The sequence below is a fragment of the Bifidobacterium sp. UTCIF-1 genome, assembly GCF_006408915.1.
GTDB lineage: Bacteria > Actinomycetota > Actinomycetes > Actinomycetales > Bifidobacteriaceae > Bifidobacterium > Bifidobacterium reuteri.
The window spans coordinates 34488-48562 of sequence record NZ_JFAG01000011.1; the positions used below are offsets into that span (position 1 = coordinate 34488).

Sequence of the window (14075 nt, forward strand, 5' to 3'; positions counted from 1 at the left end):
TTCGATTCTTGCACACCCGCCGAACAGTGTCCTCTCCTGCCTAATCGAGGCATGCGCCGGGTCAGTCCACGATGGTGCTGAACACCACCTCATCGGCCTGCCTGCGAATGATGCCGCTCAGTTCCATGGCGCCAACGAGCTCCAGAACCGTGCCGATATCGGATATCTCGTTCGGCACCTGCTGCCGTGCCATCTTCAGCAGGGCGTCCGGAGTGGCTATCAGATGGCGTTTATGGCATTCCTTGATCAGTGAGGCCAACACGCGTTGAGGTTCGGGCAGGGCGTTGAGGTGGATGGATCTCGGTCCATCTGCGGATGCCGCCGTCACGGTCCGCAGGTCGGATGACGCTGCGGATGGCGAGCCCGGTTTGCGGGTATGCCTAGAGGCCGGCTCGGCGTGGACCTGTCGCAGGGTCGGTTGCGGTGCGGTCGCTTCAGAGTGCGCGGCATGTTCCGTGCTGGGATGATGAGCTTCATGGCAGATGCTTTCCACGTCGGTTGCCGCACACAGCAGTGCGGCCCGGTTTTCACTGATGATCCTGTTGCAGCCGGCGTTGGCCGGTTGGTTGATGTCCCCCGGAGCCGCATACACTTCGCGCATGAGCTCGTACGCCCAGCCTGCGGTGTTCAAGGCGCCCGAACGCAGACGTGCCTGCGCCACCACCACAGTCGAGGACAACGCGGCGATGATGCGGTTACGCAGCAGGAATCGACGTGCTTCGGGAATGGTGTTCGGGCACAGTTCGCTGATCAGCGCCCCCGACTGCGTTTCGATGCGTTCGAACAGGGAACGATTCCGTGTGGGGCCCATATGGTTCAGACCTCCGGCGAATACCGCCACGGTGCGTCCTACGGTGTGTGACCTTCGCCCATGGAAGGCGTTCAATGCGCCCCAGTGCGCGGCGGCGTCCGTGCCCATGGCTCCTCCCGAAACCACCGTATGCCCCAATGCCGCCGCCTGCTCGGCCAACGTATGCGCCACATAGCGTCCGTATTCCGTGACATCGCGTGAGCCGACGATTCCCACCGGCTTGGGGCAACTGGTCAGCGCCTGCGGGTCGCCTTTGCCCCATAGGCACAATGGCGGTGCCCAATCCGATTTGAGCGCCAGATCTTCGAGCTGCCCCGGCCAGTAGGGGCTGTCGGGGCCGATCAGCCATTGGGTGCCGTCCACGGTGAACCAATCGGCGATGCGCACAGGGTCATCGGACGGCATGTCCTGCATGCGGTTGTGCCAGCCCGCCAACGCGGTATGGAATGTTTTCATCACCGAGGCCTGGGGCTTGCGCCCCCAGCGGACCAGACCTTGGGTGAAGGCCAGGTCGAGCTTGCCCAGGGCGGCGGCGCATTGGGAGGAAGGGTTCTTCGGATGTGATTCCCTGAGCAGGTGCCAAACGGTTGCAGCGTCTCCTACGCCTTTGAGCAGGGCGTACATCATCGCGTCGGCGTCATCCAGACAGAAGGTCAGCGCCGCGCGATACATGGCGTCCGCGGAGGGGACATACAGCGAGCTTCCGCTGTTCTGGTCGTTCCTGTCGTCCTGTATACCCTGATTGTTCATGACATCCTCGTTCTCAATCCGATGCCCTGGTGGACATCCTGTTCCGTGGGACTGGTGCGCCCGGCCAGATCGGCCAACGTCCATGCCAGCCTCATGGCCCGGTCCGCGCCGCGCAAGGTAAGCTGGTGATTGGCCAAGGCGCGATTCACCAGCTCCACCGCCCTGAGTGACGTGTTGGCGTGAAGCCATTTGCCGGAAGCCTGTGCGTTGCACGACCAGCCGAATGGTTTGAACCGTTCCGCAGCCGCATGTCGCGCCTGCACGACGCGTGCGCGAATCGTGTGGCTAGGTTCGCCGGCGCTTTCGTGCTGCTGGGCAATGCGGGACACAGGCGGGACCGTGATCTGGATGTCCACGCGGTCGAGAATCGGTCCGGAAAGACGCGAGAAATAACGCATACGCTCCTTCTCCTTGCAGGTGCATCGTTCGCCGGTGCCGTAGTAATACCCGCACGGACAGGGGTTGGCCGCCATGATGAGCTGGAAGTCGGCCGGATAATATGTGCTGCCTTTGGACCTGGTCAATGACACATACCCGGATTCCAATGGTTCGCGTAGGGTCTGCAATGCCCGGGACGAGAATTCGGGCGCCTCATCGAGGAACAGGATGCCCCGATGGGCGCGCGTGATGGCGCCCGGTGCGGCGATGCCGCTGCCTCCACCCACCAGCGAGGCGGTCGAAGCGGTATGGTGGGGCGCCTCGAACGGCGGCACGTCAGTGATGCCATAGTGCGGCAATGTGCCGCATAACGAGCGGATCGAAGCCACTTCCAGCTGCGCTTGTTCGTCCAATGGGCTCATGATGCCGGGGATGCGTGACGCGAGCATCGTCTTGCCTGCTCCCGGCGGGCCCGTCATGATGAGGTTATGTCCTCCCGCAGCGGCCACCTGCAGCGCCCATTTTGCATGCTCTTGGCCGAGGACCTCGCTCATGTCTCCTGGCTCGTCTGCGACCACAAGGGCATGGTCGTCGCTTATATCCTCTCCGCCGATGCTGGACTCCGGCAGACGGTAGACGGCATTGCCGCCCATCAGCTCGATGAGTTCGCCGACATGGCGTATGCCGATGACGTCCATGCCTTCGATCATCTGCGCCTCATCAAGATTGCGGTACGGCACGATGACCTTGTTCGACCCGCGTTCCCTGGCGTGCAGCATGATGGGCAGCAACCCGTGGATCGGCAGCACGGAGCCATCGAGATTGACCTCGCCGAGCACGATCGTGTCCTCCAGACAGGAGGCTCCGATGGCTCCGGAAGCGCATAGGACGCTGGCCGCGATAGCCAGATCATGCGAGGAACCCCGTTTCGGCACTGCAGCGGGGCTCATGTTCACCGTCACCCTGGTCTGCGGCCAGGAGAATCCGCTGGCCTGACATGCGGATTTCACCCGTTCCCTCGCCTCGGACAACGATGTGTCCGGCAGTCCGATGATGGAGAAATACGGTAGTCCTGGGCTGATGAACGCCTGCACCTGCACGATAAAGGCCTTCAGTCCGATGAGTCCCACGGACAGCGTGCTGCCGATGGCCATGATGGTCTCCTTCTATGTTCTTTGCTCGTGATCTATTGCCATGCCAATGGGGTCAGAAGGCGTTCACGATATGGCCGACCTTCGGCTGGCCCATATCCATGAGGATGGTGATCACATCAAAACGGACGCCCGCATGCGGTATGCGATTGCGGCGGTCGATGAGCCATGCGGCTGCAGCGCGGCGCAGATTGACCTGTTTGCTCCGGGTCACCGCCTCCTGGGGTGTGCCGTAATAGGCGCTATGGCGAGATTTCACCTCTACGAACACCACCATGCGTTCGGGTGTGATTGCCACGATGTCCAGCTCGCCGTATCGTGTGCGCCAATTGCGGCTGAGGATATGCCATCCTTTGGATTCGAGCCATAGGGCGACATACTGTTCTCCCAGCTCGCCGAACTGTCTGGCCGTCAGAAGAGGATTCGCCATGTCCTGGGCGAGACTGTCCGATTCATGGTCGCTTCCGTGCTGGAAGGGCGGCTCATCCGGGGCGGAAACCGGCATGGGGCGACGGAGACGGGAAGATGCGGGATCGCCGCGGTGCGTGACCGGCGTATCGCTGTGTCCTGTGATCTGCATTGATGCTGAATTGCTCATGAATCCACTGTGCGGGTTGCGATATGCGCAGCGCAAGGCCGACCGGCGAATGTGGATACTATGACGCGGTTTGGAGTGTTGTGGATAACGTGTGGATGGAATCCGGGTTATCCACAGTTTGTTAGGGCGGTATGCCGATTGTCGTCCGACGGATGACGTGGCGATTCCGTTGCGGCCGCATATTGGTGTTACCGTGAAAGCAGCGTTGCAGGGCTTGCCGCAAAGGAGGGGGAGATGGCCGAAACGGTTCGTCCTATCGTGACCATCGGATTGCTGGACAACGACGAGTTTTCGCTGGCCTTTCTGGAACGCGCCATCAGTGAGCTGATGCCGGAGGCGCGCGTGCTGTGGAAGACCGTCTCCGGACGGGATGCGGTCGCGCGGTGCCTCGATGCGCAACGGAGTCCGAATGTGCTGCTCACCGACATGTCGATGGACGAGCTGTCCGGTCTGGTGGTGTGCAGGACGATTCGCGTTCAGACCGCGCGTGTGATGATCCTGGCCGTCACCTCGTTCTCCCTGGCTGTGTATGCGTCCAAGGCCGCCGAAGCCGGCGCTCAAGGAATCGTACCCAAATCCGTCGAGGCGCCGATTGTTGACGCTATTCGCGCTGTGGCGGCGGGCGGTACTTGGGGCGAGGGGTTCCAGACTTCGTCGGAGGCCCACCGGCGTCTGTCCGGCCGGCGTCTGCCGCGACAGTTCCTACTCTCCGACAGGGAGGCCGAGGCCATGAATCTGTGTTCGCGGGGGCTGGGAACCGAACAGATCGCCGGGGAGATGCAGGTGAGCGTCTCCACGGCCAAGACCTATCTCACCCGTGCAATCCACAAGCTGGGCGTCAATTCACGGGGACAGGCCGTGGCCCTGTGGACAGGTGCGGCGGAGGATGAACGATGAACGCCGTCGCGGAGCACGCGGTGCGCGAGAGCCATAGCGAGAACCGTAGCGGGAGCCGTGGAGGCGACCATGCTGAAGAGCCCGACGGGAGCCGTGGAGGGGAGGAGGGCCGTGCCGCGCGCCGCGTCGGAAACTGCGCTGGGAACCTCGCCATGAGGAGTGCCGCATTCGTGTCGCGATGGTTCCGCACACATTGGTTCCGTGTAGCCATGGCCCTGTTCATTCTTGCAGCCACGCTTATCGAATGGGCTGCGATTCCGCCGGTCTACCCGCTGAACTTCCTGTTCTCCGGTATATCCGTGGTGGGCATCGTCCTTTCACCGTTCATGCCGCGCACGTCCGGATGGATGATCATCGCCACGGTGCTCGGCCGTCTGTTCGTGCTTGATCTTTCCGGGCCGAACCCGCTGTGGGCCGCGTATCTGGCGCTCGCAATCATCGGATACAACAGTGCCATTCCAGTGGCAATTGGCGCGCTTGTCACCGTTTCGCTCGCCGAATGCGTGCCGGTGGCTCTCAACACGTTCAACGCCATATCCGCCACATGGGTGGGCATGGTCAACTACATCGGCATGTTCACCCTCGCCACCATGGCCGGCATGTCCTTCCGGTGGCGCAAGCAACGCGACGAGATACGCGACCATGCGATGGCGTTGGAACGCAGGCAATGGCAGGCCGACACCTTGAGACGCAACACACGACTGGCCTCGCGCATCCACGATTCGGCCAGCGGGGGACTCTCGTACATCGCTCTGACCGCGCAACGACAGCTGCGGAGGACGCCCGACGACCCCGCCCACGCCACTGAGCGGCGGGACTGGGAATTCGTCAACACTCAGGCTCTCGGCGTACTTGACGAGATTCATCACGTCATCGACCTGTTGGAGGAGGTCGCACCCGGGCAATCGGCGGGGCCGACCGGCCCGCCGGAATCCGTGGAATCGGCGCGGCCGGACCATACTGTGGGCATAGCGACGATTATGCAGGCCGTCGGTGCTGGCAGGGAGCGTTTGGCACGCCTTGGATTCCATGGCACTTTCGAGATACGCGGCGAACTGCCGGACGATTGCGCCGACGAATCGGTCCGGGAAGCGGCCAACCTCATCGGCGAGCTCACGGCGAATATCGGCCGTCATCTCGATCCGGCCACAGGCGGCTACTACTGCGTGGTGACGTTGGGACACGACACCATCGAAATCATGGAGACCAATCCGTTGCGACAGTTGCGCGACGCCGAACATGGTGACGGCGAGGCGAGGGGGCGTGGCGAGAACCGCGCAGGCGTCGTCGCCGGCGTGGGCTCCGACACCGCCGACGAACCCGATGATCGCGGGGGAATGGCCGTTTCCGATGGCAACGTTGATTTCAGCGCCGGCATCCCCTCGCACGGCAGCGGGCTCATGATGCACCGCCGCATCATCGCCGGGCTCGGCGGCGTGCTCAACGACAGCGCCGAGGACGGTGATTGGGTGCTGTACGCGCGCATCCCTACGCGGCCGGCCGGGGATTCGCTCGGCAGATCGGATTCGGGGACGGCCTCGGAACGGAACGGCGCATTACATCCCGAGGGGCGTGCCCTCGCGCGGTCGGAGCGTGATTCCGGGAGCCCATCATGAATACCGACGTACGGCGGCGGGTCGTCGCGATTGCCGCCACCGCGCTGCTGGTGATCGTTGCGATCGGCGCCATCATCTGGGCCATGCTGTTGCCCGAGCCATGGCGCGACGTGCCATACAACGCGACGAACGGCACGGACGCGCAGTCGTCGTTCGGAAGCGAGCACCCGGAATTCACCGGGCCGGACAAATACGATCTGCTCAACGCATGGAACAACCTGCATACCGGGCTCGGCCGCGAAGTGCTCGAGGATGGCGTGGTGACAGACGACGAACTTGCGGAGGTACGCACGGCGTATAACGAATGCCTGTCCGTGTACGGGCTTCAGGCGCAGCCGGTCGACGGCGGCGAGGGCGAGGTGATCGTTACGGTTCGGGGTTCGATCGACAGTCAGGAGAAGAACGAGATCATCCGTCAGTGCGGCGTCGAATCCGATTACGTGACGCTGCGCGACGTGGCGTCCAAGGACGGCGGCCATCCCTCGCTCAGCGTCGAGATGCCTGGCTTGTGAAACCGGTTGCGGTGTGACGCCGGCTTGCCGCGAAATCGCGTCATCCATGGGATTACACATGGGCGTGACGTTCCGCGAACGATTGCATAGCATGGCGGCAACGGCGTGATGATGCCGTTCCGACGGCGAAGGAGCTGACATGCATGATTCGTGTTCATTCGGGATTCCTGGCGCGTCCGGCACTCCCGGAGCTTCCGGTGCGGGGCGTGCATGGCTGACGGCGGCGTGCGTGGCCGCCGTAATGCTATGCGCGCTGACTGCCTGCGCCGGTCCGTTGTCCGGCGGCCCGGACTCCGAAGGAACCGAAGGAACTATGGAGACGGCTGGCGGATATGACCTCAACGCGCACTATGCCGCTGAGCTGGGGCAAGCCCGCCGGACGTTGCAGGATGATGGCGCCGACTTCGCGGTGGGGATTCTCGAAGACGGCGTGATCACGCAATCCGAGCTTGCCGAGCTCAACGATCACGTGCTCCAATGTCTGGGCGATCTGGGTCACGACACGGATTCGATCACGATGGGGGAGCTGGGGGAGATAAGCTCGCGGCCGCCCAGCGGGGCATCCCAGGCGGAGTCGGCGGCGTGGGGTGGCACGTTCAATCAGGATGTGAAGACCTGCTCGACGCGCGACGGGGCACAGACCATATGGCAGCTGGCCAGCGCCGCCGAGATCAATCCGGACAACGACGGCAAGGATGCGCGGCAGATTATCATCGATTGTTATGTGCGGCAGGGGTTGGTGAGCGAATCGTATTCGATTGATGACTACGATCGTGACAGCCGTGCGGGCGCCGGGCCGTTCGATGCAGGCAAGCGCGCCGATGCAGACTTCCGACAGAAGGTCGAGGCATGCGGGTGACTGAATGGTGGTTTGGGCATGCCGGGCCGCTTGCTGCCCGCATAAGCCGCATGGCGTAGGGAACTACCCACCATGTATTGGTTAGTCTCGTAATTGGTCGAGTGGTCCTGGCCCCCTCTGACGAGGGGGCTGTCGGCGAAGCTGACTGGGGGAGAGAACAAGCTGAATTCCTCAATTATTTACGAGACAGACCAGTAGGGGCGGGGAATGGCGGAATTCCTGGGAAACCGAAAATCCACTCCCACACGGTGGGACGGATGTTACCTTACTGCCGCGGATCCATGTTGCATTGGGTGAGTATGTCGGTGCTGCGCTCGCTGTAGTACCGGCCGCCCGGCTCGACGAATTGGCGTTGGAATTCCCAATTCTCGTCGCCGCTCGCGTTGACCTCGGGGATATTCTCCGCAGTGAACTCATCGCCGACCACGCCCTTGCGTTTGAGACAGTCGGCCAGATCCTGACGAGCCTCTTCGTCGCTGCGATTGCGCAGATCGCCATTCGGATCGCCGGCGACCGCGTTGTACAGCGCCGTAATCCACCGGGAGCCCGATGATGCATCGCAGGTGCCGTCCGCCTCACCGTATCGCGCATTCTCGGCGTCGGTCAGTTCGCCCGACATCTGGCTGCTGCCGTCCGGATTGACGTAATCGAGCGCGAACCCGGCGTCCTTCATGCACGACGCATACCGGTTGACCGCCTCGGTGGCCTCGGCCTCGGTAATCCGCCCATCTCGCAGCACGTCCTGCGCGAACGTGTTGCCCTGTTGACCCGCGTCATCGTAATTTCGCTGGAAATCCTCGGCCCACGGGCCGGAGAACGTGGGTTCGGCGGCTTGAGGAGTGGTATCGGTACCCGGTACGCCTCCGCAGCCGGACAGCGTCAACATCAACATGAAGGACATGATGGACGTGCGAATTGCGTAGGTTGTGCTGCGTTTCATCAGTGCCGTCCTTTGGTCTGGGCCTTGGGTCTTTGGTCTGGGCATTTGGTTTTGGCACGGCGGGTGAATGTCACGGATGCCGTTCAGCCGTTCGCACAGTGTCTTTGTGACCTCGTTGTCCGTAAATCCAAGGTATGACAGATGGGACCGTTTCGCGAGAACTCGCGTAAGCCAGCGGATGACAGACATCGGATGATTTCGGAATGGCCGGATGCCGATGGCTACTCCGGCTCCTTCTGACGGTGTCCGATGATGAAAGCGGCGGTAAGTACGCGTCTCGACGAAGGTCTCGCGTACTTACCGCCTGTTTTGGGAGCATAAGGGACCGTATGTACGCGTCTGTCTCGTGATGGCGCGTACATACAGCCCCTTGTCAACAACTTCCACGGCAACAGACACACGGCAAAAGACGCTGGCGGACCAGCAACAACGGTCTGAAAGCCGATCTGTGTAACCTCACCGACTACACGGCGATTGCGATCCACGCGGGAAGCGTGCCTAAGCTGAATCATGACGAGGAAGTCCACGATGATTGGTGGGGATGACGATGAACACGAACGGATATGGCGGCGTCGCGCGGCGGATGATCGCGGCCGGCGTGCTGGTGCCGTTGTGCTTGGCGATGGCGGCCTGTTCCGGTCCGGGACAGGGTGGCGGCGCGGCGAACGCCGAAGGCAAGACACCGTCGAACGCTGCGGCGACCGTCTGCAAGGCGCCTGACTTCCAAGGCCCGTACGCGGCCGAATTCAAGCTCAATTGGGAGCAATCCAAGACCGAACTGGGCAAACGCATCCTCGAGGACTGCCGGGTCACCGACGCGGAGCTTACGGAGGTTTTCGACGCGCAGAACAAGTGCCTTGCGCCGTACGGTCTGGTCTCCACCAAGGGACAGCTTTCCCAGGTGCGGGCAAGCAGTCTGAGCAAGGATGAGATGAATCAGAAGAACACTGAATGCGCCGCCGAGACCGACCTGTGGAACGTCGAGTCCATGTATGATGCGCTGCAAAGTAACCCGGACAACCTCGACGTCGGTGCCAGGCAGCGCGCGATATACCAGTGTCTCAAGCAGCGCGGCCTGCTGCCCAAGCCCATCACCGAGCGGGAGTTCCTCGATCTGGAGGTCACCGGTGCGGAAGGGCTGAGCGAGGAGCAGATCGTCGAAAAGACCCGGAAATGGAACGAGTTCTACCGCGTCTATATGGAACGCAACGATGACGGCAGCCCGAACCCGGACTACGACGCCGCCAAGGCGAAGCAATTCTGGGAATGCCAGACCGACGCGCTGAGCCAGCAGTAGGCGCAACACGCAACATACATACGAATCCATTAGGCAAGGAGGCCATCATGCAGGGAAATACGGCAACGACGATTCGTCAACGGCTGCGCCACGCGATTGTGCTGATCGGGGCGGCGACGCTGGCATGCGTGATGTTCGCCGGATGTGGACAGGTCGCGGACGTCAACGGACCGTCCAAGGCCGCCGACACGACCGGCATCGGCGGCGAGCCGACCTTCTCCGGGCCGTACGCCGCGGAATTCAAGAAGGAATACGACCAGGCGCCCACCGATCTGGCCAGGAACATCCTCAAGGACGGCAAGATCACCGAAGCCGAGGTGCAGGAGGTCTACGACGACTACAACAAGTGCCTCGAACCCTATGGGCTACAGGCCACTTGGACGTTGGACCGGGGCGAGGCGGTCGGCCAGTATCGCGGATCGATGTCCGACGACGAGCAGTTCAAGGTCATGGACGAGTGCCATGCCAAGACCGGCTCGGGTGACATCTCCAGCCTGTACGCGGCCATGAATACGAACCCGGACAACATCGACCAGGAGGCCATGGCACGCAAGACATACCAATGCTATGCCAAGCACGATCTGCTGCCGAGCCCCATCAGCGAAGACGAGTACATGAGCACGATGAACACCGCGAACGTGACCGACAACAGCCAGTTCGAGGCCAATCTCCGACGTTGGCATGAGTTCTTCAGCGAGTACATGAGCACCACTTTCGACGGTCAGTCCAACCCGGACTACAAATACGATGCGAATTCGCCACAGGGCCAGCAGTTCTGGGCGTGCGGACAGGACCCGCTGCATCAGTAGCGGCAGGAACATGTCGTCTTTCGGATGACAACGGTATTGGGAAGCGGCCGGAACCGGCAATACGCTGAAATCAGCCAAGGCATGCGCGAGGCCTGTTCTTCCTGGTTTTCCGGGCGTAGGACGGCGTAGGACGGTACAAGGCGTGGGCGCAAATCGTGGGACACAAGGCAAGGAGGCCGACATGAAGCGGAAAGGCGCAGCGAGGGATCGCAAGGAACTGCGGGCCGCGCGTAATGGGGTGGCGGTCTCCATCGTGGTACTGCTCGCCTTGGTGATATTCGCGGTGGGTCTTGGCGGCGGGTTCCTCCTCACCCGCTCCAAGATCCCGCCGTCCCTGGTCTCCAGCACCGAGGCCACAACGGTGAAGGTGGCCTCCGCCCAGTTCGACGACGCGCGTTCCGTGACGCTGGCCGTCTCCCTCGGCGAATCATCTACCGTCACCTCGCCGGTATCGGGCACCATCACCGGCACCTCCATCGGTACAGGTACCGTCATCGGCTCCGGCGGCACGGTGTTCGACGTGGACGCCAAGCCAGTTCTCGCCCTGCACACCGACGTGCCGTTGTACCGCACGCTGACCAGCGGCACCCGCGGGCCCGACGCGGCCGGCCTCAACGCCGCGCTGCGCCGTCTCGGTTACGGCGCGCCCGACTCCGATTGGATGACGTGGGACACCATCGCCGCCTACAACGCGCTCGCCGACAGCAAGGGAGCCGCCCGCATCACCGCCGACTCAGGCTGGTCCATCGGCCCGGAATCGTTCGTCTGGCTGCCCGCCGACTCGGTGACGGTCAAGCAATCCTCGATCGCCGTGGGGCGGCAGATCACGGCGGGTGCAAACCTGTTCACCACGGCCGCGATCCCGCTCAAGGCGACGCTGCCGACGTCCGCCACCGATCTGGTGGCCGGCGAACGCACACTCGTCATCGGCGAGCAGACGTTCGCCGTGCCGGCCGGAACCGTCGAACTCACCGATCCCGCGATGCTCGCGGCGATCGGCGGATCCGTGGCCTTCCGTCTGGCGTCGATGAGCGGGGATTCCGGCGGTGCGACAGCCGGTGGCGCCGGGGGAACGGGTGCCGTTGTCGGGGCATCCGGGACGGGTGGTGGCACACTCAGCGTGTCCTACGATTGGAGACTCGCTCAGCCGCTGACCGCGCTCACCGTGCCACCCTCCGCGGTCTACGACGCCTCGGGCGGACTCGGATGCGTGAGTGTGGACGCCAAGCCGGTGAAAGTGTCCATCATCGCCTCACAGCTCGGCAAGACCATGGTCAGCGTCGGCGATGGGCAGCAGTTCGACCACGTGGATGTGACCCCGCGCACCGCCCAACACTGCGATGCCGAAGCCGATTCCGCCTCAGGGCAGGACGGGCAGTGAGATGATTTGGAGGAGGCGGAGGAACCCTTTGGCGAAGGGTACGTTGCGTGGAACTGATTCCGGAGAGCCGGATCGCAGCACGTCTGTGCAGTCGGATTCGAAGGCTGATTCGAGGCTGGATTCGCGGCCTGATACCCAATCGGGTGTAGCATCCTCCTGTTCATCGGTTGTGCCGGCGGCTTCCTCGACACCGGTTTCCTCGGCATCGGTCTCCTCACGGGAAGGGCATGGTGAAGGCCGTCGTGTGATCCTCACCGATGTAGGCCACAGTTTCGACCGTACCGGCGAGGACATGCTGTTCCGTCACCTGACCATGACGCTACTTCCCAAACACGTCTATGCGCTCACCGGGCCGTCCGGATCGGGCAAATCCACGTTGCTGTCCATCATCGCCGGATGGGTGGAACCGGTGGCGGGCACGGTGGAGCGCGTCGATTGCGGACGCGTGTGCTGGGTGCTGCAGAACCCCCACGGCGTAGCCCGGCGCACCGCGCTCGATCATGTGGCCCTGCCGTTCATCGCGCGCGGCGAGCGGCGGAGAGATGCCGAAACCCATGCCATGGCCCTGTTGGAGGCTTTTGGCTTGGATGAACTGGCCGCGAAGCCTTTTCGTGACCTGTCGGGCGGTGAAGCGCAACGGTTGATGCTCGCGCGCGGCGTGGCTTCACACGCCGGGCTGCTGCTCGTGGACGAGCCGACCGCGCAACTTGACCTCAATACGGCGGCCACGGTCAACGAGCACCTGCACAACCTGTCGATGAGCGGGGCGATTGTCGTCGTGGCCACGCATGACCCGCGCACGCGGGACGCCTGCACCGACCTCATCGACCTGCGCGACTGGCAAAGCGAGGAGGTGCATCATGACGCAGCTGCAGCGTGAAGCCAAGATCGCGCGCATGCGACTTGTCGGCATGCTGGGGGAGGCGTGGCGCGACCTGATCAGCGGCACCAGTCATGCATGTGCGCTGGCGGTGGGACTTGCATGCCTGATTCTCCTGCTGGTCGGTGCTGATTGGCTGACTATCGCCTCCATTCAGCGACAGACCGATGAATACGTGGCAGCCGGCGGCTCGACATGGGTAATGGAATACAACAATCACATCGATGGCGCCGCCTGCGACCGGCTTGCCTCATTGGATGGTGTCGAAGCGGCTGGCGCTGTACGACAGACCGACCAGAAGCTGGTGTTCGCGGCCCTGCCATCCACAGGAGTGCCCTTGATGGAGATCACGCCGGGGGCGCGTAGGGTGTTCGCTTTGAGCACTACAGGCACGAGCGCCGACGACCTGTCCGGTGGAGGGGAGCAGGTCTCGGTTTCGAAGGACGCCGATACCGAGACCGCATCGGAAGACGGTGAGGAAGGCGTGATGCTCTCGGCCGAAGCGGCCAAGCCGTTCGCCGCCGCGGCGGGCAGTGTCCTGGCATTGCGGGACGGGCGCAACGTACAGGTGTCCGGGGTGTTCGAGTGGCCGGACGACGGTCGCAAGTCAGGATTCTCGTATGTTGCGTTGGCTCCGGTGCCCGCCAACTCGTCGGAATCATTCAGCCAGTGTTGGGTGCGCACCTGGCCCGAGACCAAGGACATCGAATCGTTGCTGCGCATGACGGGCATCGGTTCCGGCATGGATGCCACGCAGGAACGTCCTCAGATCGCCAAGCTCAACATGAGCAAAGGCAGCGCACTGGACAGTGCGTCCCTGTTCCGCGTGAGACTGACCGCCTACACGCCGTGGATCGCTTTGGTGGCCGCGATGGCATTGGGATTCATCGCCACATGGACGCGCAGACTCGAGATGGCTTCCGCGTTGCATTGCGGGGTTCCGAAAACCGCGCTGTTGATGCAGATCGTGTTGGAGACGATCGTATGGGCGACCGCTGCAGTGCTGTTGACCAGTCCATTGTGGGCATGGGTATGGTTGCAGAACGGGGATGCGGAGGCCGCGGCGCTCGCCGACACGATGCTTCGGGTTCCGGTCGCTGCAGTGGTGGGCGTGCTGTCGGGCGCGGGGGTCGCGGTGATGCTCACACGGGAAAGCCACTTGCTCAGGTACTTCAAGAACCGGTAGGCCGCGTCAC

The 14075-nt window shown here is 62.9% G+C and carries 13 protein-coding genes; 9 read left to right on the top strand and 4 right to left on the bottom strand.

Annotated elements, in window-relative coordinates:
* Nucleotides 1-61: 61 nt before the first annotated feature.
* The 3 genes from BW09_RS06155 to BW09_RS06165 form a co-directional block, all read right to left on the bottom strand.
* Nucleotides 62-1483 carry a DNA-processing protein DprA gene (locus tag BW09_RS06155; protein ID WP_308810339.1) on the bottom strand — a complete coding sequence of 474 codons (1422 nt, stop codon included), beginning with the start codon at nt 1481-1483 and terminating at the stop codon, nt 62-64.
* A gap of 74 nt (nt 1484-1557) precedes the next feature.
* Entirely contained in the window at nt 1558-3093 is a 1536-nt protein-coding gene (locus BW09_RS06160; protein ID WP_140462874.1) for a YifB family Mg chelatase-like AAA ATPase, read from the bottom strand.
* Nucleotides 3094-3145: 52 nt separating this feature from the next.
* A complete protein-coding gene (locus BW09_RS06165) occupies nt 3146-3520 on the bottom strand; it encodes a YraN family protein (protein WP_140462927.1) in 375 nt (124 codons plus the stop codon).
* A gap of 402 nt (nt 3521-3922) precedes the next feature.
* Here BW09_RS06165 and BW09_RS06170 point away from each other — a divergent pair, with 402 nt between their 5' ends.
* The 4 genes from BW09_RS06170 (at nt 3923) to BW09_RS06185 (ending at nt 7572) form a co-directional block, all read left to right on the top strand.
* Nucleotides 3923-4585 carry a response regulator transcription factor gene (locus BW09_RS06170; RefSeq protein ID WP_140462876.1) on the top strand — a complete coding sequence of 221 codons (663 nt, stop codon included), beginning with the start codon at nt 3923-3925 and terminating at the stop codon, nt 4583-4585.
* Between the two features lie 209 nt (nt 4586-4794).
* Nucleotides 4795-6201 carry a hypothetical protein gene (locus tag BW09_RS06175; RefSeq protein ID WP_140462878.1) on the top strand — a complete coding sequence of 469 codons (1407 nt, stop codon included), beginning with the start codon at nt 4795-4797 and terminating at the stop codon, nt 6199-6201.
* Nucleotides 6198-6713 (top strand): hypothetical protein, encoded by a 516-nt coding sequence (locus BW09_RS06180; protein ID WP_140462880.1) that lies wholly within the window; start codon nt 6198-6200, stop codon nt 6711-6713. The genes BW09_RS06175 and BW09_RS06180 overlap by 4 nt, the downstream gene beginning before the upstream one ends.
* 139 nt (nt 6714-6852) lie before the next feature.
* Nucleotides 6853-7572, top strand: a complete 720-nt coding sequence (locus tag BW09_RS06185; protein ID WP_140462883.1) for a hypothetical protein — start codon at nt 6853-6855, stop codon at nt 7570-7572.
* A 265-nt stretch (nt 7573-7837) separates the two neighbouring features.
* Here BW09_RS06185 and BW09_RS06190 read toward each other — a convergent pair whose 3' ends face one another.
* Complete coding sequence (locus tag BW09_RS06190; protein WP_140462885.1) at nt 7838-8512, bottom strand: hypothetical protein; 675 nt, start codon at nt 8510-8512, stop codon at nt 7838-7840.
* Nucleotides 8513-9059: 547 nt separating this feature from the next.
* Here BW09_RS06190 and BW09_RS06195 point away from each other — a divergent pair.
* The 5 genes from BW09_RS06195 to BW09_RS06215 all read left to right on the top strand — a co-directional run bounded on the left by BW09_RS06195 (nt 9060) and on the right by BW09_RS06215 (nt 14065).
* Complete coding sequence (locus BW09_RS06195) at nt 9060-9809, top strand: hypothetical protein (protein ID WP_140462887.1); 750 nt, start codon at nt 9060-9062, stop codon at nt 9807-9809.
* Nucleotides 9810-9856: 47 nt separating this feature from the next.
* Nucleotides 9857-10618: a hypothetical protein gene (locus BW09_RS06200; RefSeq protein WP_140462889.1), complete on the top strand. Its 762-nt coding sequence runs from the start codon at nt 9857-9859 to the stop codon at nt 10616-10618.
* 181 nt (nt 10619-10799) lie between these two features.
* On the top strand, nt 10800-11999 hold the full coding sequence (locus tag BW09_RS06205) for a hypothetical protein (RefSeq protein ID WP_140462891.1): 1200 nt from the start codon (nt 10800-10802) through the stop codon (nt 11997-11999).
* Between the two features lie 169 nt (nt 12000-12168).
* A complete protein-coding gene (locus BW09_RS06210; RefSeq protein WP_375137564.1) occupies nt 12169-12879 on the top strand; it encodes an ATP-binding cassette domain-containing protein in 711 nt (236 codons plus the stop codon).
* On the top strand, nt 12860-14065 hold the full coding sequence (locus BW09_RS06215; RefSeq protein WP_044088408.1) for a hypothetical protein: 1206 nt from the start codon (nt 12860-12862) through the stop codon (nt 14063-14065). Before BW09_RS06210 ends, BW09_RS06215 begins: the two co-directional genes overlap by 20 nt.
* Nucleotides 14066-14075 lie beyond the last annotated feature (10 nt).